Raw genomic sequence first — 22552 nt, forward strand, 5'->3', positions numbered from 1 at the left:
TCCCCCGGGCCGGGGATTCTCAGCTCACGCCGAGCCGCCGGTAACGGGCCAGCCTGGCGGCGAGGCGGTCGGCGGGGGCCTGGCCCAGCAGTCCCGCGATCTCGTGTTCCAGGGTGCGCGCGACCCGGACGCAGAACGCCTCCGGCTCGTAGGCGGCGTCGGGGAACTCCGGGATGATCCGGTCGACGAGGCCGTCCCTGCGCAGGTCGGTGGACCTCACCCCCTGCGCCGCGGCGATCTCCGGGGCGAAGTCGACGCTCCGGTACAGCAGTGCCGAGGCCCCCTCGGGAGACAGCGGCGACAGCCAGCCGTGCTGGGCGCACAGCACCCGGTCGGCGGGGAGCAGCGCGAGCGCGGCACCGCCCGCCCCCTCCCCCAGCAGCAGGCACACCGTCGGGGCGTCGAGCATCACCAGATCGGCCACCGAACGGGCGATCTCCGCCGCCAGGCCGCCCTCCTCGGCCGCCTTGGACAGCGCGGCCCCGGCGGTGTCGATCACGGTGACCAGCGGCAGCCCCAACTCGGAGGCGAGGCGCATGCCCCGCCTGGCGACCCTGAGCCCGGCCGGGCCGAGCGGGGCGTCGATCCGCTGGTGCCGCCGGTCCTGGCCGAGCACGATCGCGGGAGCCTCGCCGAACCTGGCCAGGGCGAGGATCAGCCCGGGGTCGTTCTCGCCCACGCCGGTGCCGTTGAGCGGGGTGACGTCGGAGGCGCCGAGCTTGAGCAGCGCCCGCACCCCGGGACGGTCGTCGCGGCGGGAGCGGCTGATCGCGTCCCACGCCTGGACCGTCGGGACCCGCTCGTCCGGCTCGGGCCCCGGATCCAGGTCCCGGCGGGGGGCGCACAGCACGGCGAGCGCCCGTATCGCGACCCGGCGGGCGTCCTCCGCCGACACGACCGCGTCGACCAGGCCGTGGGCGAAGAGGTTCTCGGAGACCTGGACGCCCTCGGGGAACGGGTAGCCGTGCAGCGACTCGAACACCCTCGGTCCCAGGAACCCGATCAGCGCGCCCGGCTCGGCGGCGGTGACGTGCCCGAGCGACCCCCAGGAGGCGAAGACGCCTCCGGTGGTGGGATGGCGCAGGTAGACGACGTACGGCAGCCCGGCGGCGCGGTGCGCGGCCACCGCGGCGGTGATCTTCACCATCTGAACGAAGGCCACCGCGCCCTCCTGCATCCGGGTTCCGCCCGAGGCGGGGGCGGCCAGCAGCGGGAGCCCCTCGGCGGTGGCCCGCTCGACCGCGGCGGTGAGCCGCTCGGCGGCGGCCACCCCGATCGAACCGGCCAGGAAGGAGAACTCGCACACGACGATCGCCACCCGGCGCCCGTCCAGCAGGCCCTCCCCGGTGATCACCGACTCGTCGTATCCCGTCTTGACCCGGACCGCGGCCAGCTCCTCGGCGTACCCCGAGCCGGGCGCGGCGGGGTCGGCGGGCGGCTCGTCCCACGACCGCCACGTACCCGGGTCGAGGAAGGTGTCGATCAGCGTGCGCGCGCCGGGCCGTGCCGGGGTCATACCCGCGCTCCGCGGGACGGCGTCCGGGTGTGGACGGGGGGTGTGCCTGTCATCGCTCGCGCGCCTCCAGCCAGGCGAGGACCTCGTCGTCGTGCTCGCCGAGAGCGGGCGGGGCGGCGTGGCGCAGGGGAGGGTCGCCGTCGAAGCGGAGCGGCGGTCCGGGCAGCTCGATGGTGCCGAGCACGGGATGGTCCACCTCGACGACCAGGCCCTGGGAACGGGTCTGGTCCCAGGCGTAGACCTCGTCGAGGGACCTGACGGCCCCGGCGGGCACCCCGGCCTCGCCGAGCGCGGCCAGCCAGTGGGCCCGGTCGTGCTTGGTGAGCGCCCGCTCCATGTCGGAGATCAGCTCATCCCGATGCGTAAATCTTTCCCGGTTGGACGCGTATTTGGCGACATATGGTTCGACGTCCAACCCGAGCAGGGCAGCGACCTTGTGCCACTGCGTGTCGTTCGCCACCGCGATCTGGATCATGCCGTCGGCGCAGCGGAAGGCGCCGTACGGGGCGATGGAGGCGTGGTGGTTACCGCCCGCCCGGGGCACCTGGCCGCCGACCGTCCAGGCCGTCCCGTGGTAGGAGTGCACCCCGGTCACCGCGGCCAGCAACGAGGTCCGCACCACCTTGCCCCGCCCGGTCCGCTCCCGCTCGTAGAGCGCGGCGACCACCCCGTACGCGCCGTGGATACCGCCGAGCAGGTCCGCGACCGAGGCGCCCACCCGGTACGGCTCCTCGGGCGACGGGCCGGTCAGGCTCATCAGCCCCGCCTCGCCCTGCGCGATCTGGTCGTAACCGGGCCTGCCGCCCTCCGGGCCGTCATGGCCGAAACCGGTGATCGACAGGATGACCAGGCGGGGGTTGAGCTCGTGCAGCCGTTCGACGGAGAAGCCCAGCCGGTCCATGACGCCGGTGCGGAAGTTCTCCACCAGCACGTCGCTCTGCCGCACCAGGCGCTCGACGAGCGATCTGCCCTCGGCGGACTTGAGGTCGACGGCGATCGACTGTTTGTTGCGATTGGCCGCCAGGAAATAGGTGGAGATGTCCTGGTCAGGACCGACGAACGGCGGGCCCCAGCCCCGCGATTCGTCACCTCCCGCGGGATGCTCCACCTTGATCACCCGGGCGCCCAGGTCACCGAGCATCTGCGCGGCGTGCGGGCCCGCGAGCGCGCGAGAGAGATCGAGGACGACGATGTCGCCGAGTGCTCCCTGCAAGATCAACCTCCGGTGCGTGGCGGCCGGCCCGGCCGGCAAGGGCTCCCCGTTCCCGGCCCGTTTGCCATGAGACCACTTGGCACGACATCCGGACGGGGGCACACCCATGATCTCCCATACCGTCACCGAGCGGGACGGGAGGGGGCGAGATCATGAGACGTGTTCGTCACGATCTCCCTCATGGCCTCGGCCGGGAAGACCTGGGGTCACCCACGTACCGGCTCACCCAGGCGCGACATCGGACACTCCGGCGGACCAGGCGGACCGACCACCGCGGACCAGTAGGCCGGAGATCCGAGAGCCCTTCCATGCCGCGCCTGGGTGAGCCGCTCGTCCTCGGCGGTCAAGCACCTGACCTGTGCCCCCTGATCGCGGCCGACCACGGACGTCGGCCCGGCTCGGCCACAGCCCCTGATCGGCTCGCGCGAAACCTGATACGGACGAAGTGTCATTGATGTAACTTTCGCCACTAAAGACCTGCTTATCTACATCAATAAGACTTTCCCATATTTATAGATGCCAGTAAAAAGACAGATAAATCCCTATAAAAATAGATAAGGTCGGCGGCGACTGCACTACTTGGCCATTCGATGGGGAGAACATGCGTCCGTACCGCCTGCCGCTCGTCCTTCTACTGTCCTCCCTGGCCGTCGCAAGCTGTGGCAGCGGTGAGCCCGAAGGGGCGGACACGCCGCAGGAGACGTTGACGAGACTCACCGCGTTCATCGCCGACGACAAGGGCGAGGACGCCTGCGCTCTGATGTCGCCGGCCGCGTAGGAGTTGTTCGCGCGCGAGAACGAGATGAGCACCTGCGAACAGGCCGTCAACCTGTTCCACGGCAAGATCACCGACGCGGACGCCTATCGGAAGATGGTTCCCTCCGGCCTCAAGACGGAAGGCACCCAGGCGGAGGTCAGTGGATACTGCGGCAAGGGATGGCCCCTCCCCGAGGGCGAGAAGCCGTCGGAGACCCCCAACAGGCTGGGAACCCTGACCCTGAGCAAGACCGAGAAGGGCTGGCTGATCCACGACTACCGCAGCAGCAGGCGCTACTCCATCTGCGGCGGGTAAGACGCGACCGGCCGTCCGCACGAAGGCCGGGACGCCGTGCCCGCGAGGACGCGTCCCCATCGACTCCCGGCACGAGGCACGAATGTCCTTCTTGCTGGTGTCCCTTCCTGGAGCGCGCGCTGGTGAACCTCGCCACCGCCGTGTCCCGCGACGCCCGCGCGGCCGAGGGCGAGGCGATGCTGCGGGAGAAGCTCGGCACCCTGCAGACCGCACTCGAACCGCGCGCGGAGCTCGGCGTGGTCCACGGCGAGCGCTGCGCGGAGCACACGCTCGTCGGGCCGGACGGGGAGCCCGTCATCATCGACATCAAAGGCCTGATGTACGCCGACATCGAAGTGGAGCACTGCTGGATGCGGATGCGCTTCGGCCCGCACTACGAGGCGCTCCGCAACCCGGACCTCGACCCGCGACGGGTCACGTACTACCAGTACGTCATGCACCTGGACCTGGTCGGCGGCCCGCTTCGCATCGCCGAGGGCGACTTCCCCGACCGGGAGTGGATGCTTGACATCGCGGACTTCCATCTGCAAAAAGCGCTCGCCTACGAGACATGAGCCGGGCGATCCCGGCCTCGCGATCAGCCTCCCGGGGCCGCCTCGTCCGGCGCGCGGCTCGTTCTCGTCCGCGTGTGGACGGCGGCCAGATGGTCGTGCAGCTCGGCGTGGCGGAACTGGTAGACGGGCCCGGCGGCGCGCAGCAGCGTCAGCCGGTGGCAGTCGTCGAGGAAGCGCATGATCCCCCAGGGCAGCCGTCCCGCCGCGGCCAGCCCGGTCACCGACAGGACGCAGACCAGCCACGCGTGATGCCTCCCGACGATCGGCCCGGCCACCAGCCCGAACACCAAGCCGACGATCACGGCCGCCGCGAGCCCGGCGAGGAGGTCAAGGAGACCGTCGTTCTCGACGCCGAAGAGCGCGATCCCGCCCAGGTACGTCGCCGCCGAGCCGAACACCGCCCCCGCGGCCACCCGAAGCAGGGTCAGGGCCCTGTCGGCGCGCCAGCTGGAGACCGGCGTCCTGACCAGCGTGAGGGTGGGTTGCTCCGCCCACCTCACCAGCCCCACCGCGAGCCCGCCGCCGAACGCCAGCAGGGGCCCGAACGAGAAGGCGAGCGAGGCCCCGACCTCGAAGCCCGCCTCGACCTCGAAGACCGCGGCCACGATCTCGGCGGCGATCGTCGCCCCCAGCGCGAATGCCAGCACCGCACCCAGCCAGCGTGCGAGATGCCTGCCCAGCGAGCGGAGCAGAAGGAGGGTCCTCCCTCGCAGGCGGAGCTCGGCGTAGCCGGGTGGCTCGTCGAACCAGGAGCGCGCCGCGAACCCCACCCCGAGCCCGACCGCGACCGTGCTCGCCGACCCGACCACCCATACGTTCGCGAAGCCCTCGCTCATGAGCCCGATCACGATCCCCGGCACGAGGCCGGCCAGCAGCCCGAACGCGAGCCGCACACCCAGCCGGAAGCCGTGGGAGGCGGTGCCGGCGATGCGCCACCAGGCGATGTCACGGGTGGTGGGCTGGAAGTGGAACGCCAGGTAGGCCAGGTACCGGCGGGTGGCGAGGGCGTCGAGCCGGGTGCGGGGCCGGAAGTGGTCGGCGGGGTCGTCGCTGGGCGGGCGGGCCTTGATGAGCGCCGGGATGAGCTGGTCCAGCATGGAAGAGCGCAGCGCGGAGGCGTCGCCGCCCAATGCTCCGGTCAGGGGCGTGGGGTCGGCGCCGGGCGCGATGTAGACGGCGCGGATCAGCCACAGGCCGAGCGGGGTGGAGGCGAGCTCGGTCAGGCCGGGGGTGGTCCGGGCAGCGAGCGCGGCCAGGACTTCCCGCCATGATTCCGGCGGATCGGCCGGCAGGCAGGCTCTCAGGTAGTCGACAGCGGTCGCGGGGCTGAGAAGCCTGGGAGTGATGACGGCGGCGCCGGTGATCACCCGGCCGGCGCGACCGACGGCGGCGGCGAACTCGGCGGTACGGCTGGTGAGAACGAGCTGGTCGCCGGTGGCCAGTGACGCGTTCAGCGCCTCGATGACCTCGGCACGGGCCTGTTCGGGAAGCTCGTCCAGCCCGTCCAGCACGGGGAGGATGTGGCCGCGCTCGGCCAGCGCGGCGGCGACGTCCGGTCCCAGCGCGGGAGAGGCGAGCGCGGGATAGTCCTGGGCCAGGCGAACCTTGAGCCAGTCGTGCAGGCGCGGGTGGGCGCGGACGTCCCAGCCGCTGATCGGGAACAGCACGGGGACCGGCACGATCTCCCCGTCACCAGCGGCCGACTGGTCGGCCGCGCGGGTGGCGACCAGGCGCAGCAGCAGCTGCACCGCCAGCGTGGTCTTGCCCATGCCCCTCCCGCCCGTGATGACCAGCCGACGCCGGGACAGCGCGCGGAACTTCTCGGCCAGGCCGACGATGTCGGCGCTGTTCACGGCGAAGCCCGGCTCACCCTGGCTGATCAGGCGCGGCGCGCTCATCAGGGCCGCGTTGACGCTGAGCTGCCAGGCGACCGGGATCGGTACGGGGTCGTCCAGAGATCGCAGCCGTGACTCCTCGCGCCACTGCCGCCGTACGAGGTGGGCCAGCACGTCCCTGGCCTCGGCCAGCATGTCCTCGCCCGGCGGGGCCCTGAGCGCCGCGGCCCGGGCCGCATGACCCCGGTACCACGCCAACACCCCCGCGACCGTCACTGCCGCGGGCAGGAGCACCGCCGCCACCTCGGCGATGTTGACCTTGGCGTCGAAGTCGAGAGCCCGGACGACCAGGGCGACCAGGGTCGCCAGCGCCGCGATCGCGAACGCGGCGACTATCAGCCGCCATGGCGGCGTGCGTGGCCTCACGCCGCAATCGTCGCGTCTGTCTGGCCGCCGGTCATCGGATACGGGTAAATCGTGATCGCCGGGACCGGATATCACCTCTGCCCGGTGGTCTCGATGGGGCGTTCCGGCGGGGTTCCCGTCCCCGGCACCCCGTGGATCCCGGCGTACGGACGGGGATACGACACGAGCCGGGGCCCGCACCTTGAGAAAGGTGCGGGCCCCGGCCCGTGATGTGCCTGTGCTACTAGGCGGGAACGATGTTCTCCGCCTGCGGGCCCTTCTGGCCCTGCGTGACGTCGAAGGAGACCTTCTGGCCCTCCTGCAGCTCACGGTAGCCCTGGGCGGCGATGTTGGAGTAGTGGGCGAAGACGTCGGCGCCGCCGCCGTCCTGCTCGATGAAGCCGAAGCCCTTTTCCGCGTTGAACCACTTAACGGTGCCAGTCGCCATGATCATTCTCCTTCGATAGGGGGCAGAGCCGAGATCCACACCGCGTGAATCTCGCGTCGCCGCGATGAGCCCATCCGGAGATGACCGGGAAAACAAAATGCACCTGAAGGGTTATCCGTCAGGTGCACACAAAGTTTCATGGGTACCACAACCGCAACTACGTTCAGGCTAGCACCTGTCCGGACCAACACACGAGTCCGCCCGGCCGGAACACGGAACCGGTGACGATCACCTGCCGCCCGGCCGCTCCTCGCGAGCCAGGACCCGCTTGTGCGCGGCGTCCAGAACCGCGACCACGGCCAGGGCTGCGACCGTCGCGCCCGCCGCCGCGAGGTGGCACCAAGGGGCGGGCAGGTAGTTGGCCGCGGTCAGGGCGTTGGGGGCCTTGTCGGTGAACGCCCGGAAGATGATCGCTATCGGCCCCTCCCAGACACCCGCGGCGAGCACCAAGAGCATTCCCAGCCGGTACCAGGCCTCGTTCATCGCGAACCTCCTCATGTGTGACCCAAGAACGATACAAACGTATCAAACGATCATGAATTAAAAGGCTTCTGATCTGGATAATCCACGACTTACATCACAGATTATTGGGAATATGCTTTGAGGGTGCGTGATGAAAACAGGGCGGCCTGCCAGGTCTGCCGCACCCCGCTGCCGACGGTGACGCGAGGGCGGCCTCCGGCGTACTGCTCGCGCGGCTGCCAGGCCAAGGCGTACCGGCGGAGGAAGAACCCGCCCGTCGCGCCCCCGGCTCCCGCGCCGGGCACGCGGTCGTCCAGGCGCCGGGAGATCAGCGAGGCGCTCTGGCGCGTCGCCGCAGAGCGCGGGCTGGACGCGGCGAGCATGCGGGAGGTCGCCGCCGAGGCCGGGGTGTCGCTGCGGGTGGTCCAGTACCACTTCGACAGCAAGCACCGGCTCCTCGTCTCCGCGCTCCGGCTGCTGAACGAGGACAACGAGCGGCACGCCCGGGCACGGATGGCCTCGGTCGACCCCTCCGACCCCCGTGCCCTGCTGCGGGCGATCCTGGGCGAGTTCCTGCCGCTGGACGACCAGCGCCGAGCTGCCCTCCGGGTGCTCGCCGCCTACTACGCCCGCAGCCTCACCGATCCCGCGCTGGCCTCGGCCTTCCTGCACGACGCCCAGCCCCTCGAGCAACTGGTCGCCGGTGTCATCGGGCAGGCGCGGCGCGACGGGACGGCCGCGCCGGGGCTCGACCCGCACCACGAGGCCGACCTCCTGGTGGCCGGGGTCACCGGGCTGGGCATGGACGTCCTGCACGGCCGGCGCACGATGGCCGAGGTCCGGCGCGTCATCGACTACCACCTCGACCGCGTCTTCACCACGGACCCGAAAAGCGCCATGGACCCGAAAGGCGCCGCGGACCCGGGAGACGCCACGGACCCGGGAGGCGGCCCACGCGCGGCCGGGCCGTCCTGATGCGGAGCTCGACATTCCCCGGCTCGAGCTCCACCCTTCCACTACTTAATTGGTGAAAGGGTGGAGACGTTGATCGAATTCCGCCTCGACCGGGGTTCCGGGGTGGCGATGTACCTCCAGCTGGTGCACCAGGTACGGCACGCGCTGCGGCTCGGCGTGCTGCGGCCGGGTGACCGGCTGCCGACGGCCGGGGAGGTCGTGGCCCAGCTGGCGATCAATCCGAACACGGTGCTGAAGGCGTACCGCGAGCTGGAGCGTGAGGGCCTGGTCAGCGGGCGGCCGGGGCAGGGCACGTTCGTGGAGCGGTCGCTGGGTCAGACCTCCATGGGCGACCGCGCGCGGTTGCGCGCGGACCTGGTGCGCTGGGTGCGCGACGGGCGCCGGGCGGGCAGCGCACGCAGGTGGCGCTCACCGTCGCACTGGCCAAGCGCCCGGACCTCGCGGCCCTCCCCCGCCCCACCCTGACCTCCACCCGCTGATCCCCCCCGCCTCGGCCGTACGGAACCGGCACGAGACCGGCGGGTTCGCGCGGTCCCTCGTGCGGGACCACCCGGGTGAACCGGGCGTACCACCTGAAGGGATTCCTCCTTGTTCTGGCTGGCCTGGCGACAGCATCGCGCGCAGATCCTGGTGACCTGCGGTCTGCTGGACCGAGACCGGCATCCTGCTGGCCGGCGTCCTCGCCCTCGGCGGGCTCACCGTCACCCGCACCCTCCGCCACCGGAGGTGAGCTGCCTCACGAGCGCCCCGCGAGCGCTTCACGAGCGCCCCGCGAGCGTCAGATGAGGTCCACCTCCGCGTACGGCAGGCCGCCCGACAGGGTGGGGAAGCCCGGACCCCGGTCGAAGAAGGGCCGGTCGGCCGGATCGCCCGGGAGGAGGGCGCGGAGCCCGGCGCGACGGGTCGCGGTGGCCTCGGCGTCCACCCGGAGGTCGTCGGGGTCGCCGTACAGGACAACGCCGTAGTCGTCGCGGGCGCCCTCGGCGGAGACCTTGCCGTCGCGGACGTCGGCGGCCACCAGGGCGGGGTCGCGGTCCAGCGGGGAGCCCCAGCCGCCCCCGCCCGTGGTGCGCACCCGGATGATCTCACCGGCCCGGACCGGCGAGTCGTCCACCAGGCCCTCCATCTCCCTGCCCTCGATCTCCACGACGAAGGGCCGTCCGGCGCGGCCGCCGTTCACGCCCCAGCACGACAGGATCGAGCGGTCAGCGATGGACATGAACGAGGCGTCGCGGAGCATCCGCAGGTGCTTGTCGTAGCCGAGGCCGCCCCGGTAGAGGCCGGGACCGCCGGAGTCGCGGGCCAGGCCGAGCCGCTCGACCCGGAACGGCCAGCGGGACTCGGCGAACTCGACCGGGATGTTGCGCGAGTCGGGCACCACGTGGATGGTGTCCTCGCCGTCGGCGTACCACCGGCCGCCGGAGCCGCCGCCGAGGACCTCCCTCATCAGGTACGGAGTGCCGTCGGCGCCGTCGCCGTAGACGCCGGTGTAGCGGATGGTCTCCTGGTCGGCGGGCATCCGGCCGCCGGTCGCCTTGGCCAGCACCCCGGCCAGCACGCCCAGCAGGCGCAGGATCACGAACGTGCGGGCGTTGGTGGGGGCGGGGAAGATCGGGGTGAGCAGGGTGCCCTTCTCGGGGAACCGCATCTCGATGAGGGGGACGACCCCCTCGTTGACGTCGAGTTCGGCCATCCGCTCGGGGGTGTCGGCCAGGTTGCGCAGGATCGGCGCCAGCCACTTCTTCAGGAACACCCCGTCGGCGTAGTCGCCCGCGTGGTTGATCGGGCCCTTGGCCTGCGGGGAGGTGCCGGTGAAGTCGATGACGAGCGGCACCTCGGCGGAGTGGTCGACGGTGAGGGTCATCCGCTGCGTGTGCAGGCGGGGCTCGTCGACGCCGTCGTGCTCGGCGTAGTCCTCCCACACGTGCGTGCCCTCGGGGATCTTGGCCAGCAGTTCCCTGCGGAACGTCTCTGTGGTGTTGGAGATGATCGCGTCGAAGCACGCCTCGACCGCCTCGCGCCCGTACCGGTCGAACAGCTCTCCCAGCCGCCGGGCGCCCATCAGGCAGGCCGAGCACTCGGCGTCCAGGTCTCCGGCGAGGGAGTCGGGCATCCGGGAGTTGCGCGTCATGATCGTGAGTGCCGCCCGGTTGGGCACGCCCTCGTCCCACAGCTTGATCGGCGGGACCATCAGCCCCTCCTCGAACACGCTGCGCGCGTTGCTCGGCATGGAGCCCGGTACGGCCCCGCCGATGTCGTCGTGGTGGCCGAACGCCTGCACGAAGGCGACGACCTGCCCGTCGTGGAAGACCGGGACCGTCACGCACAGGTCGGGCAGGTGCCCGATGCCGCCCTCGGACAGGTAGACGTCGTTGTGGAAGAACACGTCGCCGGGCCTCATCTCGCCGATCGGGAAGTCCCTGACGATCGGCTGGACCAGCGCCGAGTAGGACCTGCCGGTCAGCTTGCGCAGCCGTACGTCGTGGATGCCGGCGCGGAAGTCGTGCGCGTCGCGGATCATGGGTGAGCGTGCGGTACGGGCGATGGCCGTCTCGACCTCCATCTCCACCGACGCGAGCGTCCCCTCGACGATCTCCACCAGCACCGGGTCGGCCGCGCTCGTCGATTCAGCCGTTGTCGTCCGCCCCATGGCGTACCTCCAGGTTTCCGAACTCGTCCATGGTCGCGGTGAAGCCGGGATGGAGCGGCAGCGTGGAGCCGTACTCCTCGATGACCGCCGGGCCGGTGACCCGCGCTCCGGCGGTCAGGTCGGAACGGCGGTGGATGGGGGTGGCGCCCCACTCGTCGTAGAAGACCTCGCGGAAGGCGACCGGCTCGGGCCGCGGGTCGCCGTGCGGCCTGTGCCCGATGACGGGCCGGGTGATCGGGCCGATGCCGGAGACACGGAGGTTGACCCACTCGACGCCGTGCCGGGGGTCGTCGCGGTATCCGTACCCGTAGAGCTTGCGGTGCTCGGTGTGGAAGCGGTCCAGCACCTCGGCCCGCCAGTCCTCGTCCAGCGGGCCGGACGGCGCGGGCACCCTGACCTCGTAGGCCTGGCCGTAGTAGCGCAGGTCGGCGCTGCGCGCGTAGACGTGCGCGCCGGCGGCGAAGCCCTCGCGGTCCAGGGCCGCGGCGGCCTGCCCCTCCAGGTCGCCGAAGACCTCCCCGGCGGTCTCCAGGGAGAGGTCGCGGGTGACGAAGGTGCGCACGTAGTCGTTCTTGACGTCCACGGTGAGCAGCCCGAAGGCCGAGACGTTGCCCGGGTCGGGCGGGACGATCACCGACGGCAGGCCGAGGATGTCGATCAGGCCGCAGACCAGCAGCGGGCCCGAGCCGCCGAAGGCGACCATGGGGAAGTCGCGCACGTCCAGGCCGCGTTTGACGGTGATCTGGCGGATGGCGTTCGACTGGTTGAACGCGCTGATCTCCAGGATGCCCGCCGCGGTCCGTTCCGGGGACAGCCCGATCTTGCCCGCGAGCGCCTCGATCCCCTCGCGGGCGGCGTCGGCGTCGAGCGGGATCTCCCCGCCGAGCAGGTGCGGGGGGACCCGGCCGAGAAAGACGTGCGCGTCGGTGACGGTGACCTCGGTACCGCCCCGGCCGTAGCAGAGGGGGCCGGGGTCGGCCCCGGCCGATCTGGGCCCGACCTTCGGCGTGCCCTCGGGGGAGATCCACGCGACGGAGCCGCCGCCCGCGCCGACGGTCACGATGTCGATCATCGGGATCTTGCAGGGGTAACGGCCGATGCTGCCCTCGGTGGTCAGGGACGGCTCCCCGTCGACGACCACCGCGACGTCGGTCGAGGTGCCGCCGCCGTCCAGGGTGATCACCGAGGGGTGCCCGGCGGTGGCGGCGATCAGCGCGGCGCCGAGCGCGCCCGCGGCCGGTCCCGAGAGCACGGTGGTGATCGGCTGGTGTACGACCTCGGCCGCGGACAGCACGCCGCCGTTGCTCTTCATCACGGAGAACGGCATGCCGCTCCCCCTCCCGGCACTCCCCGCACGCGCGATCCCCGCCGCGGACGACGCCACCGCCGCCGCGCCCACGACACCCTTCCGGTACGTCCGGTGGCCCGAGTCCCCGGAATCCCCCGCGTCCTCCGCGTCCTCCGCGTACGCCCGGCCGCCCGCGCCCCGTGCGCGGCTCGCCTCCTCCAGGCGTTCGGCCAGATTGGCGATGTAGCGGCGCATGGTCGGTTTGACGGCGGCGTCGACCAGGGTGGTGACCGACCGCTCGTACTCGCGGTACTCGCGCAGCACGTCGCACGAGATCGAGACGACGGCGTCCGGGTGCTCCCGTTCGAGGACCTCCCGCATGCGCAACTCGTGGGCGGGGTTGGCGTACGAGTGCAGGAAGCACACGCCGATCGCGGTGACGCCGCGGTCGCGGAACCAGCGGGCCGCCGCGACGGCCTGCTCCTCGTCGAACGGCCGCACCTCGGCACCGGTGTGGTCCAGGCGCCCGCCGACGGTCCTGACCCGGTGCACCGGGACGATGCGGGGCGGCTTCACCCAGAAGTAGGAGTTGCCGTAGCCGTCCGGCACGCTCTGGCGGGCTATCTCCAGGATGAACTCGAAGCCCTCGGTGGTGACGAAGCCCAGGTCGGCGATGCGGTCTTCGAGGAGCTGGTTCGTGGCGACCGTGGTGCCGTGCACGACCGCCGACACCGCCTCCATGCCCACGTCGCCCGCGTCGCCCGAGTCCTCCGCACCGGCCGCCTTCCGCAGGACTTTCCGTACCCCCTCCATGAACCCGTCGGCCGGGTTGGCGGGGGTGGAGGGAGTCTTGGTCGTGGTGATCTCACCGGTCTGCTCGTCCACCGCGACCACGTCGGTGAACGTGCCTCCGGTGTCGACCCCGATACGGACGCTGCGCATGCCCCCGTGTCTACCCAGTCCCGGCGAGTCCGCAAATCGGCGGACCCTGCCGAAGCTGTGCCCGGTCCTTGGGCAGTGTTGGCGGGAAACGACCTCGAACGACCTCGCCGGAGACGGTCCCGCCGCCCCGGTCACGGACCGGGAGGCGGCGGGAGTGGTCCCTAGCGGCGGCGGGGACCCATGGTGGTGTTGATCACCGCGTCGGCGTCGTGCGCGTGGATCTTGGCGGCGAGGCGGATGGCCATCTCGTTCGTACGGCGCAGTTCGGCCTCGACCCGGTCCTTGCCGGACTGGCCGACCTGCACGCCGAAGTAGGCGCCGATGATCGCGCCCGAGACCCCGACGAGCCCGGCGAACGGCGCGGCCGTGTCACCCTCGCGCAGCGCGATCACCACGAAGCCGATCAGGATGACCACGAGTCCCATGACGACGACGTAGAACCCGTACCGCCAGCGAGCCGCCTCGGCTCGGGCGGCGACGGCCTCGTCCTCGGTCATCATCGCCGCGAGCGCCGCGGGCATCTCCGTGGTCTCCGCGCCGGAGGGACCGGGGGTCACGACGGCGGGGGTCTTGCCGAGAGGTGGAGCGGAGTTGTTGGTGGTCGTCACAGATTCTCCCACTTTTCGATAGACCAAAAGGAATCTCCCACGGTTTTCACCGTCAAGCCAAGTCAGGCCACGCCCGAACTTGGCGATGGGGGACCACCCCCTTCTACCAGCGCATCTTCCACCCAAACGCCCTCATATACCTCACAGTTCACTACCAGTTGTAGATCGTTATCTTTCAGACGGGTGCCCAAGGGCGGGCCGTCCACGAAACATGAAGATCACGATCCGTGCTCGGCACGGTAAAAGAGGACTCGGATGAGATAGAAGACATTCACCACTCCCATCCGGTTTTCAGAGGTATCTGTGACGAAGCTCCTGCGGCTCCTCGTGGCCCCGCTGTCCGCCGTCGTCCTCCTTCTCAGCGTGTTCTCGACCCCCGCCCGGGCCGACACCGACCCCGTGCTCGCCGCCCGGTGGCAGATCGCGTGGGACACCTACCGGTTCTACGAGTGCCTGACCGCCCCCCTCCCGATAACGGGACGGAGCCAGGCCAAGCGCGACATCTCCATTGAGATCGACGCGCCGGTGCAGCACGTGTTCGACGCCTACTCGAACATCAACAACCACCTCGGCATGCACTCGTTCCTGAAGCGGGTCGTCACCCACGCGGACTGGACCGACGCCGGAACGCGCTACGTCAACTTCACGGCCGTGGAGGACATCCCGGTCGCCGGGCTGCCCGTCACCTCCAACACGCACGCGCAGCAGCGCATCCACCGCGACGAGCTCTACTACGAGACCGACACCTGGACGCTGCCGAACGTCGTCACGCACCAGAAGATCGTCTTCAAGGACCTGGGCGACGGGCGGACGCGCGTCACCGAGCATCTCACCTTCGAGGCGAGCATCCTGCTCATCGACTTCACCGTGACGAACGGCGTCTCCTCCCACCAGGCGACGCAGGCGGGTCTCAAAGCGGCGATCGAGAGCGGCGAGCTCTGAGCCGATCCCGTACGCCCCGACGGCAGGTGAGGGCGACGAACCGATCGCCAGGGGTGGAGATCGCGGAATACGGCCGGAGTACTAGGCTGGCCCCCCGTGACCGAATTGTCTGCCCTCTCCGCCGTTCCCGCCGGTTCCAGGGACGGAGTGCTGCGCTTCTACTTCGGCCCGATGGACTGCGGCAAGTCCACGCTGGCCCTGCAGATGAACTACAACCACGGCCGCCAGGGCAGGCGTGGCCTGGTGCTCACCAAGCACGACCGCTCGGGCACCCCGCAGGTCACCAGCCGGATCGGCCTGGGCAGTGAGGCCGTCGAGGTCGTCGACGACCTCGACCTGGTGGCCCTGGTCCGCGCGCACGAGCCCATCGACTACGTCATCTGCGACGAGGCGTGCTTCTACACGGTCGCCCAGATCGAGCAGCTCGCCGACCTCACCGACGGCTACGGCATCGACGTCTACGCCTTCGGCCTGGCCTCGGACTTCCGCTCGCAGATGTTCCCCGCCACCCAGCGGCTGTTCGAGCTGGCCGACGAGATCAGCCGCCTGCAGGTCGAGGTCCTGTGCTGGTGCGGGCGCCCCGGGCGCCTGAACGCCCGGGTGGTCGGCGGCAGGATGGTCCGTACCGGCGAGCAGGTCGTCATCGGCGACACGGGCGCCGACCCGATCCGCTACCAGGTGCTCTGCCGCCGCCACTACCGCTCCGGAGAGCTCGGCCTGACCGGCTGAGCCCCGCGCCGGGCGGGGGGACACCCCGCCCGGCGGTGTCAGACGGCGCAGTGGCCCTCGTCGTCACAGGCGTCGCCGCCGTTCGTGGCGGCCTTGACGGCCCTGGCGGCCGGCGACCGGCCGGTGCGCTCGGCGACCTCTTCGAGGGCGGCGAGCAGGGTGTCCTCGGGCTGGGCGCCGGAGACGGCGAACTGGCCCTCGAAGAGGAACAGCGGCACCGAGCTGACACCGATGGCGCGGGCCTGGGCCAGCTCCTCCTTCACCGCCGCCGCGCCGTCCTCCCCGTCCAGGTCGGCCTGTACGCCGAGCTCGCGGGCCAGTCCGGCGAGGACCTCGCGGGAGCCGACGTCCAGGCCGTCGGTGAAGTGGGCGCGGAAGAGAGCCTGGAGCGCCTCCTCACCCCTGCCCTGCTCTGCGGCGAGCCGGATGAGACGGTGCGCGTCGAAGGTGTTGGCCTGGATCGAGTGATCGAAGTCCAGCACCAGCCCGTCCTCGGCGGCGACTTCGGTGACCCTGCCGAACATCCGCGCGGCCTGCTCGGCCCCGCCGAACCTCGCCGCGGCCCACGTGAGCGTGGGCTCACCGTTGGACTTCGCGTCCGGCGCGAGCTGGAACGGCCTGAACTCGACCTCCACCTCACCGCCCTTGGCCCGGTAGCGCTCCACGGCACGGGCGAAGCGGGTGTGGCCGATGTAGCACCATGGGCAGACGACGTCTGAGTAGATTTCAACCTTCACACCACGCTGCAACCGGCACCGGGATCCGCTGATTCCACGGGCCGGCCCGCCGTCCGTGGACGCGGGACGGACACGGACCCGTGACACCCCGGCGAGAGACACCTGACCGGCGCCGACCGGCACCTAACGGCACCTAACGGCACTGACGACGGGAACGGACGGGAACGTCAAGGGCCGCGGGGACCGCGCTCGCCGCCGGGCGGGATGCTCACGCCCGGCGTCCGGGGTCAGTACGGCAGCGGCCTTCCCGACGGGCTCCGCAGATCCAGTACGTCCCGGTCGCGACGTCGTGAGCGCTTGCGGATTCGTGTCTGGCGCATCGCCCGGGACTCCTTTCTGATGCGCGTACGGGCCTGACGTGCCGGTTCCTGTGGTGTGCCGCCGTCCGGGCGGCGCGATCGGTCCATGTCGTCTACGTCCCCCGTATCCTCTCTGCCCTCGGTGAGGAGAGGCTTTCCTGTCGTGGTCGGCGAGCCGGGTCTCGGGGAGGTTCCCTTCGACCTTCTCAGGCCGCGGTGCCGTTGAGATGCGGGTGGACGGACAGCTCGAACCAGCTGACCTTCCCCAGGGACGTGCGTTCGCTGCCCCACCGGTCGGAGAGCAGATCGAGCAGATACAATCCGCGCCCTCCCTCGTCGTCCCCGTGGGCGTCGCGCACGTAGGGAAGGGCGGGATTGGCGTCGTCCACCTCGCAACGTAGCATTCCCTCCTGGTAGGAGACGGCGAGCCGGATCGGTCCCCACGCGTGGCGCAACGCGTTGGTGACGAGCTCGCTGACGAGCAGCAGGGCGATCTCGCCCTGCTCGCCGATCCCCCACCCGGTCATCTGCCCGTAGATCAGCCGCCGGGCTCTGGGCACCGAGGCCGGGATGGGCGGGAGTGGCCAGGACGCCCTTCTGGCAGAGGGGCGCGGGAACGGAACGGCGACCGCGCAAAGGGCGAGGGCGAGGGCGGCGGACGGTCTCATGCCGCCCTCCCGCAGGGAGCGCGATGGGCGGGAACGACACGCCCGTCCGGCAGGATTTCCCCGGTGTCCTCGAAGACCACCACACCGTTGCAGAGCAGCCCCCATCCCTGCTCAGGGTGAGAGACCACGAGACGAGCCGCCTCATGATCGAGGGCGTCCGCGGACGGACAGGCGGGCAGGTGCTGACACACGGTCCTACTCCGATCTTGATTGGCTGCGGAGGGGAACCTCGCGGAACCCCGAGCGGGCGATCGTCCTCACCGGCTCGTCTCCGGCCCGTCGGCGACGGGATCGGTTTCCCTTGCCGAACGCGATGGATTCGACTCGCTTCCGCTGCCGGCGACGGCCCTTCACGCGCGCCCGCGTATGTCCCAGCGCGACCGGTGGCGAACGGCTTCGGCGATGGCCGGAAATCCGTCGTCGGCGACCACGTCCACCCGTTCGATGACCTGTACGTGACGCGGGATCTTCTACCAGGCTCCCCCGAGCGAACGCGGTGTTGATTTATAGCCACTTATATGTGGTTTCATCTGTGTTTACACCCGCATGTGTTGAGCGTCGATAGAGCCAGGGTCTTGTCCTGGTAGAGCATTTTTTGCGGTATGGATTCTTGCCGCATCAGGCAAAGCGGGCGATGACGGGGAGGCTCCCGGGAGTCCGGATCACTCCCGGCGTGGCGCGGTGGCGTCGGCGGCGAACCGGACGAGGAGCGAGGCGAAGGTCTCGCGGTCCTCGGCGGGCCAGTGCGCGGTGAAGGCGTCGAACGTGTCGTTCTGCCAGCGGCGGGCGGCTGCGAGGAGTTCACGGCCGGACGCGGTCAGTTCCAGGTCGGCGTGGCGGGCGTCGCGCTCCATCGTGCCGCGCCGTACCAGCCCCGCGGCGACCGCGTCGGCGACCATGCGGCTGGCCACGGAGCGGTCCACCCCGAGGGCGTCGGCGACGGCCCGCACGCCGGTACGCCCATCGCCACCGCCCGTCACACCGGCCACCCCGGCCCCTGCGACGCCGCCGCTCTCGTCACCTCCGCCCCTTGCGCCGATGATGTCGACGACCACGACCCGCGAGACGTGCCCGCCCTCGGCGTCGTCACCGGCGATCCGCTGGGGCCAGCGCCGCGACCAGTAACGGACCAGCGCGAACAGCGCGGGCCCCGCCTGTCCGGCGGCGGGGAGGCGACTTCCGGAAAGGGCGGGGGCCGCCGCCGAGTCAGAGGACGCACCGGGCGCGAGAGGCATCGCGGGGTCGACCACGGAGCCGGACCCGGGATCGGCCTTGGGACCGGACTCCGGGTCGTTCGCCTGGTCACCGGTGGTGCGCATGGGCGCAGCATCGCACTCGCCCTTGATGTGTGCAAATCACACATGTAATGTGTGCAAAATGCACGCACTTGATGGCAACGCCGCCGATCCCGAACGAGTGAAAGAAGCGATCTCCCTGGTCACGCGATTCGAGGAGGCGGTCAACCGGCGGGCCGTGGCCGAGGCGGCGGGGATGGCCGCCGAGGATGTCGCGATCACCGGACCGCGCGGCACCGCTCACGGGGTGGACGTCCTGCGCGGGTGGGTCGCGGACTCGGGTATCCGGCTCACCTCGCGGCGCCTCTTCGTCCGGCTCCCCCACCTGGTGGCCGAGCAGACGGCCCGCTGGCACGACCCCGGCACCGGGGCTCTCGGCGACGCGACGACCGTGGCGACCCTGTTCACCGTACGGGACTCGAAGATCGCCGGTATCGCCCGCTACGACAGCGGCCTCGCGGCGGCGCTCCTCGCCGCCGGACTGGCCGAGATCGACGAGGTCACCGTTCCAGGTCCCCCGCGGGCGGTCTAGGGAAAGGCCGAACGCGACCGGCGGCGGGGATCACAGGGCGCGGACGACGGACCTGGGCACCCCGGGTGTGGACGAGAGGCGGGGGCGCTACGGGGCGTAGACGACGGACCAGGGACGGGCGGCGGACGGCGGGGACGTCCCGGGTGCCGCCTGCGGTGTCCCCGCGGTGACGTCCTGGGCGAGGATCCCGGCCGCCAGGGCGGCGAACCTGGCGGCCGCGGGGTGGGCCGACCGCTCCGGCCAGGCGACACAGATCCCCCTCAGCAGAGGGGCACCGGCCAGGGGGCGCCAGGCCAGCCGAGGCTCCCTGCGGGCCATCGCCTCCTGCTCGAACGCCACCCCGTGCCCCGCCAGCACGAGCCCCAGCAGGAACTCCGGGTTGCGGGCGTGCTGAAGGCGTACGGGCGAGAAACCCCCCGCGCGACAGACATCGAGCATGCGGTCGTACCACGCGGGAGAGGTCTCGCGCGGAAAGACGACGAGGTCGTGCCCGGCGAGGTCGGCCAGCGCGATCTCCCACGGCCGTGACCCCGGCCGCGCCCGCGGCCGGGCCAGCACCAGGGGGGACGTGCGGGGCAGCACCACGCCCAGCGGGATCTCCACGACGGGCCCGGACCGCAGGCCGGGAACGTCGACGGGGTGGTGTACGAGGCCCGCGTCGAGCTGGGCGGAGGTCAGACGGCGCAGCTGTTCCGGAATGGTGAGCTCGTGGAGCTCCAACCGTAGCCCCGGAGTCTCCTCGGCGACGTGCCGCAGCAGGGCGTGCAGCGTCACGGCCGGGATCTCCGGGGGTACCCCGATCCGGAGGGTTCCCAGCTCGCCGTCGCCGGCCTGGCGCATCATCGCCCGCAGGCGCTCCTCACCGGCCAGGAACCGCCTGGCCTCCTCGACGAGCAGCCGGCCCGCCATCGTGAGCTCGATCTGCCGGCGCGAGCGGTCGAACAGCTCGGCACCGAGTTCGCGCTCCAGCCTCTGGATCGACTGGCTGAGCGGCGGCTGCGCGATGCCCAGCACCTCCGCGGCGCGGCCGAAGTGCAGTTCTTCGGCGACGACGATGAAATGTCGTAGATGCCGGGAAAGGTCCACGGCGTCACGATAGGCGATCGTCCGCGGACCCGCGGCACGTCACAGACCCGAGGCGATCCGGTGGCACGGCATGATCCGGTGGCACGCCGCGACCCGGCGGCGCGTCACGACCCTGCGGGGCTGGATAGCGTTGCGGGCATGTCGGCAGAGGAACGGATAGCGGGAATCTTCGCGACCGCCGGGGTGGAGGGGCACCTGCACGCGCTGGACGTCACCGGGGGCCGCGAGATCGCCGTGCGCGCCGACGAACAGGTCGTGATCGCCTCGATCTTCAAGGTGCTCCTGGTCCTGGAGTTCGCCCGCCAGGCGGCGGCCGGCCAGCTCGACCCGGCCGAGCGCGTTCTCGTGACGGCGGAGGACAGGCTCGGCGGATGGGGGACCGCCGGATGCGCGGACGACGTGGAGATGTCGCTGCGCGATCTCGCCCACTTCGCCATGCAGGTCAGCGACAACACCGCCGCCGACCTGCTGATGCGGAGGATCGGCCTGGACACCGTGCGGATGCTGGCGGCGGAGCTGGGGCTGGCGCGCACGCGCGTGATCGGCGGGCCCAGGCAGCTGCTGGAGTCGATGCTCGCGGACGTGGGGGCGCGGGACGACGCCGAGTTCGCGCGGATCTTCCCGACGCTGCCCCCCGAGCGGGTACGGGCACTGCGGGTCCTCGATCCCGATCACACGACCTCCAGCACGGCGCGCGACATGACCCGGCTGCTCGGGCTGATCTGGCGGGACGAGGCCGGGCCGCCGGAGGCGTGCGCGGCCGTCCGCGACTACATGACACGGCAGGTCTTCTGGACGCGGATCGCCTCGGGCTTCCCCCCGGGGACGCGGGTGGCCGCCAAGACGGGGACGCTGCCCGGCCTGCACATGGAGGCCGGGGTCGTCGAGTATCCCTCCGGCGAGAGCTACGCGGTGGCGGTGTTCACCCGGACCGGACAGCTGCCCACCCGGCGCATCGACGTCGACCTGGCGATCGGCCAGGCCGCGCGGACCGCCGTCGACGCGCTGCGGGCCGGGTGATCTCTCCCACTCGCCGGGCGGGTTCCGCCTTCTCGCACGCCGCCAGAGTCCCCGCCCCAGCTGCTCTGATACGCGTTCGCCTATCGGAGACGACGGTCGAGGATCTTGGACGTGGACGGCGCCGTGATGGTTGGGTCCTCAGCGGGCCGCACGCGGCCGGCGGTCGTCACCCGGATGACCGGTGACGACCGTGCGTTCATCCGCACCGAGGAGAGACATGTCCCGATTCGATCGAAGAGGTTTCCTGCGCACCGCGACGGCGGGGGCGGCGCTGGCGGGGGCCGCGCTGGCACCGGCGGCCGGAGACCTCCTGTCCCCGTCCCCCACCAGGGCCGCGGCGGCGCGTCCAGGCGGGAAGAAGACCGCCGCGACGTTCCGCTGGCTCGGTACGTCGGGCTGGCGCGTGGACGTGGGGTCGTCGACGTTCCTCGTCGACCCGTACGTGACGCGGTTCGACACCGGCCTGGCGGCGGGCGCGTTCAAGCCCACCACGCGGCTCGAGGTCGACGCCGAGGCGGTCGCCAAGCACGCGGGCACGCCGAAGGTGGTGCTGGTGACGCACGCGCACTGGGACCACTTCAACGACGTCCCGCACATCGCGACGTCGACCGGGGCACGGGTGGTCGGCACCGCCACCGCGTGCAACCTGGCGCTGGCGTTCGACGTGAAGAGCAACCTGCTCAGCCCGGTGAAGGGCGGGGAGGTCCTGGACTTCGGCGACTACGTCGTGGAGGTGGTGGCGTCGCTGCACAGCCGCAACGCCGACTACTCCATGGTCTTCCCCGGGGTCCGCCTGGACCGGCCGGAGCGTAAGCCGGAGAACATCTCCGAGCTGCCCGAGGGCGACACCCTGGCGTTCCAGGTGAAGATCAAGGGCGGCCCGTCGGTCTTCTTCATGGGCGGCAGTGACTTCGTCGAGCGCAACCTCACCGGTCTCGCCCCGGACGTCGCGATGATCCCCACCACCTCCTCGTCGTCCACGTACGACTACGTGCCGCGCCTGCTGCGGGCCCTGGACATGCCCCGCGTGGTCGTCCCGGTGCACTGGGACAACTTCGAGGTGGCACTGCGGAACCCGCCGCAGGCCGACGAGAAGTCGAGGAAGAACCTCGCCGGGTTCGTCGCGGCGGTGCGCGAGGTCAGCCCTGGGACAAAGGTCGTGATCCCGGACTATCTGACACCGCGCACCTTCGGCTGACGCCCGCCCTCCCGGTTCTTGCCAACAGCCCGCCCTCCCGGTTCTTGCCAACGGCCTACGCTCACGGGGCGCGCTCAC

The 22552-nt window shown here is 71.2% G+C and carries 23 protein-coding genes; 10 read left to right on the forward strand and 13 right to left on the reverse strand.

Translation table 11 applies throughout. From position 1 onward, the window contains the following. Window positions 1–19: 19 nt before the first annotated feature. Together ACTOQ2_RS18455 and ACTOQ2_RS18460 are read right to left on the reverse strand one after the other, a co-directional pair. Window positions 20–1516, reverse strand: a complete 1497-nt coding sequence (locus ACTOQ2_RS18455) for a carboxyl transferase domain-containing protein (RefSeq protein ID WP_440100792.1) — start codon at window positions 1514–1516, stop codon at window positions 20–22. A 49-nt stretch (window positions 1517–1565) separates the two neighbouring features. Next, a complete protein-coding gene (locus ACTOQ2_RS18460; RefSeq protein WP_440100794.1) occupies window positions 1566–2729 on the reverse strand; it encodes a CaiB/BaiF CoA transferase family protein in 1164 nt (387 codons plus the stop codon). A 601-nt stretch (window positions 2730–3330) separates the two neighbouring features. On the opposite strand from ACTOQ2_RS18460, the gene ACTOQ2_RS18465 reads away from it, so the two are divergent. The 3 genes from ACTOQ2_RS18465 (at window position 3331) to ACTOQ2_RS18475 (ending at window position 4355) form a co-directional block, all read left to right on the forward strand. Further along, entirely contained in the window at window positions 3331–3507 is a 177-nt protein-coding gene (locus tag ACTOQ2_RS18465; RefSeq protein ID WP_440100796.1) for a hypothetical protein, read from the forward strand. A gap of 24 nt (window positions 3508–3531) precedes the next feature. Next, complete coding sequence (locus ACTOQ2_RS18470) at window positions 3532–3801, forward strand: hypothetical protein (protein ID WP_440100797.1); 270 nt, start codon at window positions 3532–3534, stop codon at window positions 3799–3801. Between the two features lie 122 nt (window positions 3802–3923). Then, window positions 3924–4355 carry a hypothetical protein gene (locus tag ACTOQ2_RS18475; RefSeq protein WP_440100799.1) on the forward strand — a complete coding sequence of 144 codons (432 nt, stop codon included), beginning with the start codon at window positions 3924–3926 and terminating at the stop codon, window positions 4353–4355. A gap of 23 nt (window positions 4356–4378) precedes the next feature. On the opposite strand, the gene ACTOQ2_RS18480 is transcribed toward ACTOQ2_RS18475, so the two are convergent. From ACTOQ2_RS18480 to ACTOQ2_RS18490, 3 genes are all read right to left on the reverse strand, one after another. Further along, window positions 4379–6616, reverse strand: coding sequence for an NACHT domain-containing protein (locus tag ACTOQ2_RS18480; protein ID WP_440100800.1), 2238 nt, complete (start codon window positions 6614–6616; stop codon window positions 4379–4381). Between the two features lie 223 nt (window positions 6617–6839). After that, window positions 6840–7043, reverse strand: coding sequence for a cold-shock protein (locus tag ACTOQ2_RS18485; protein WP_049562746.1), 204 nt, complete (start codon window positions 7041–7043; stop codon window positions 6840–6842). A 228-nt stretch (window positions 7044–7271) separates the two neighbouring features. After that, the gene (locus ACTOQ2_RS18490) at window positions 7272–7526 is read right to left on the reverse strand and encodes a hypothetical protein (RefSeq protein ID WP_440100802.1); all 255 of its coding nucleotides are present in this window, start codon (window positions 7524–7526) and stop codon (window positions 7272–7274) included. A 123-nt stretch (window positions 7527–7649) separates the two neighbouring features. Between ACTOQ2_RS18490 and ACTOQ2_RS18495 the strand changes: the two genes are divergently transcribed. Further along, window positions 7650–8480: a TetR/AcrR family transcriptional regulator gene (locus ACTOQ2_RS18495; protein ID WP_440100804.1), complete on the forward strand. Its 831-nt coding sequence runs from the start codon at window positions 7650–7652 to the stop codon at window positions 8478–8480. Between the two features lie 60 nt (window positions 8481–8540). Continuing rightward, window positions 8541–8945, forward strand: a complete 405-nt coding sequence (locus ACTOQ2_RS18500) for a GntR family transcriptional regulator (protein ID WP_440100806.1) — start codon at window positions 8541–8543, stop codon at window positions 8943–8945. Window positions 8946–9258: 313 nt separating this feature from the next. Here the strand turns inward: ACTOQ2_RS18500 and ACTOQ2_RS18505 are convergent, their stop codons facing one another. The 3 genes from ACTOQ2_RS18505 to ACTOQ2_RS18515 all read right to left on the reverse strand — a co-directional run bounded on the left by ACTOQ2_RS18505 (window position 9259) and on the right by ACTOQ2_RS18515 (window position 13968). Next, window positions 9259–11130: a hydantoinase B/oxoprolinase family protein gene (locus tag ACTOQ2_RS18505; RefSeq protein ID WP_440100808.1), complete on the reverse strand. Its 1872-nt coding sequence runs from the start codon at window positions 11128–11130 to the stop codon at window positions 9259–9261. Next, window positions 11108–13360 carry a hydantoinase/oxoprolinase family protein gene (locus tag ACTOQ2_RS18510; protein WP_440100810.1) on the reverse strand — a complete coding sequence of 751 codons (2253 nt, stop codon included), beginning with the start codon at window positions 13358–13360 and terminating at the stop codon, window positions 11108–11110. Before ACTOQ2_RS18510 ends, ACTOQ2_RS18505 begins: the two co-directional genes overlap by 23 nt. Window positions 13361–13521: 161 nt before the next feature. Continuing rightward, complete coding sequence (locus tag ACTOQ2_RS18515; RefSeq protein WP_440100812.1) at window positions 13522–13968, reverse strand: hypothetical protein; 447 nt, start codon at window positions 13966–13968, stop codon at window positions 13522–13524. Window positions 13969–14271: 303 nt separating this feature from the next. Between ACTOQ2_RS18515 and ACTOQ2_RS18520 the strand changes: the two genes are divergently transcribed. After that, the gene (locus ACTOQ2_RS18520) at window positions 14272–14910 is read left to right on the forward strand and encodes a hypothetical protein (protein ID WP_440100814.1); all 639 of its coding nucleotides are present in this window, start codon (window positions 14272–14274) and stop codon (window positions 14908–14910) included. A 96-nt stretch (window positions 14911–15006) separates the two neighbouring features. Next, window positions 15007–15639, forward strand: coding sequence for a thymidine kinase (locus tag ACTOQ2_RS18525; protein WP_440100816.1), 633 nt, complete (start codon window positions 15007–15009; stop codon window positions 15637–15639). A gap of 38 nt (window positions 15640–15677) precedes the next feature. On the opposite strand, the gene ACTOQ2_RS18530 is transcribed toward ACTOQ2_RS18525, so the two are convergent. From ACTOQ2_RS18530 to ACTOQ2_RS18545, 4 genes are all read right to left on the reverse strand, one after another. Further along, complete coding sequence (locus ACTOQ2_RS18530) at window positions 15678–16376, reverse strand: DsbA family oxidoreductase (protein ID WP_440100818.1); 699 nt, start codon at window positions 16374–16376, stop codon at window positions 15678–15680. Between the two features lie 505 nt (window positions 16377–16881). Next, on the reverse strand, window positions 16882–17343 hold the full coding sequence (locus ACTOQ2_RS18535) for an ATP-binding protein (RefSeq protein WP_440100819.1): 462 nt from the start codon (window positions 17341–17343) through the stop codon (window positions 16882–16884). Beyond that, window positions 17340–17534 (reverse strand): DUF5999 family protein, encoded by a 195-nt coding sequence (locus ACTOQ2_RS18540; protein ID WP_440064149.1) that lies wholly within the window; start codon window positions 17532–17534, stop codon window positions 17340–17342. Before ACTOQ2_RS18540 ends, ACTOQ2_RS18535 begins: the two co-directional genes overlap by 4 nt. A 471-nt stretch (window positions 17535–18005) precedes the next feature. Further along, complete coding sequence (locus ACTOQ2_RS18545; RefSeq protein WP_440100820.1) at window positions 18006–18662, reverse strand: MarR family winged helix-turn-helix transcriptional regulator; 657 nt, start codon at window positions 18660–18662, stop codon at window positions 18006–18008. A 58-nt stretch (window positions 18663–18720) separates the two neighbouring features. On the opposite strand from ACTOQ2_RS18545, the gene ACTOQ2_RS18550 reads away from it, so the two are divergent. After that, window positions 18721–19170 carry a nuclear transport factor 2 family protein gene (locus ACTOQ2_RS18550; RefSeq protein WP_440100822.1) on the forward strand — a complete coding sequence of 150 codons (450 nt, stop codon included), beginning with the start codon at window positions 18721–18723 and terminating at the stop codon, window positions 19168–19170. 87 nt (window positions 19171–19257) lie between these two features. Here the strand turns inward: ACTOQ2_RS18550 and ACTOQ2_RS18555 are convergent, their stop codons facing one another. Continuing rightward, on the reverse strand, window positions 19258–20256 hold the full coding sequence (locus ACTOQ2_RS18555) for a LysR family transcriptional regulator (RefSeq protein WP_440100823.1): 999 nt from the start codon (window positions 20254–20256) through the stop codon (window positions 19258–19260). Between the two features lie 138 nt (window positions 20257–20394). On the opposite strand from ACTOQ2_RS18555, the gene ACTOQ2_RS18560 reads away from it, so the two are divergent. Both ACTOQ2_RS18560 and ACTOQ2_RS18565 read left to right on the forward strand, forming a co-directional pair. Beyond that, window positions 20395–21276, forward strand: a complete 882-nt coding sequence (locus ACTOQ2_RS18560; protein WP_440100825.1) for a serine hydrolase — start codon at window positions 20395–20397, stop codon at window positions 21274–21276. A gap of 217 nt (window positions 21277–21493) precedes the next feature. Next, window positions 21494–22474: an MBL fold metallo-hydrolase gene (locus ACTOQ2_RS18565; protein WP_440100827.1), complete on the forward strand. Its 981-nt coding sequence runs from the start codon at window positions 21494–21496 to the stop codon at window positions 22472–22474. The last annotated feature ends 78 nt before the right edge of the window (window positions 22475–22552 follow it).

Origin of the sequence: Streptosporangium sp. H16 (genome assembly GCF_051918855.1) — a bacterium.
In the GTDB taxonomy this organism is placed as follows: domain Bacteria; phylum Actinomycetota; class Actinomycetes; order Streptosporangiales; family Streptosporangiaceae; genus Streptosporangium.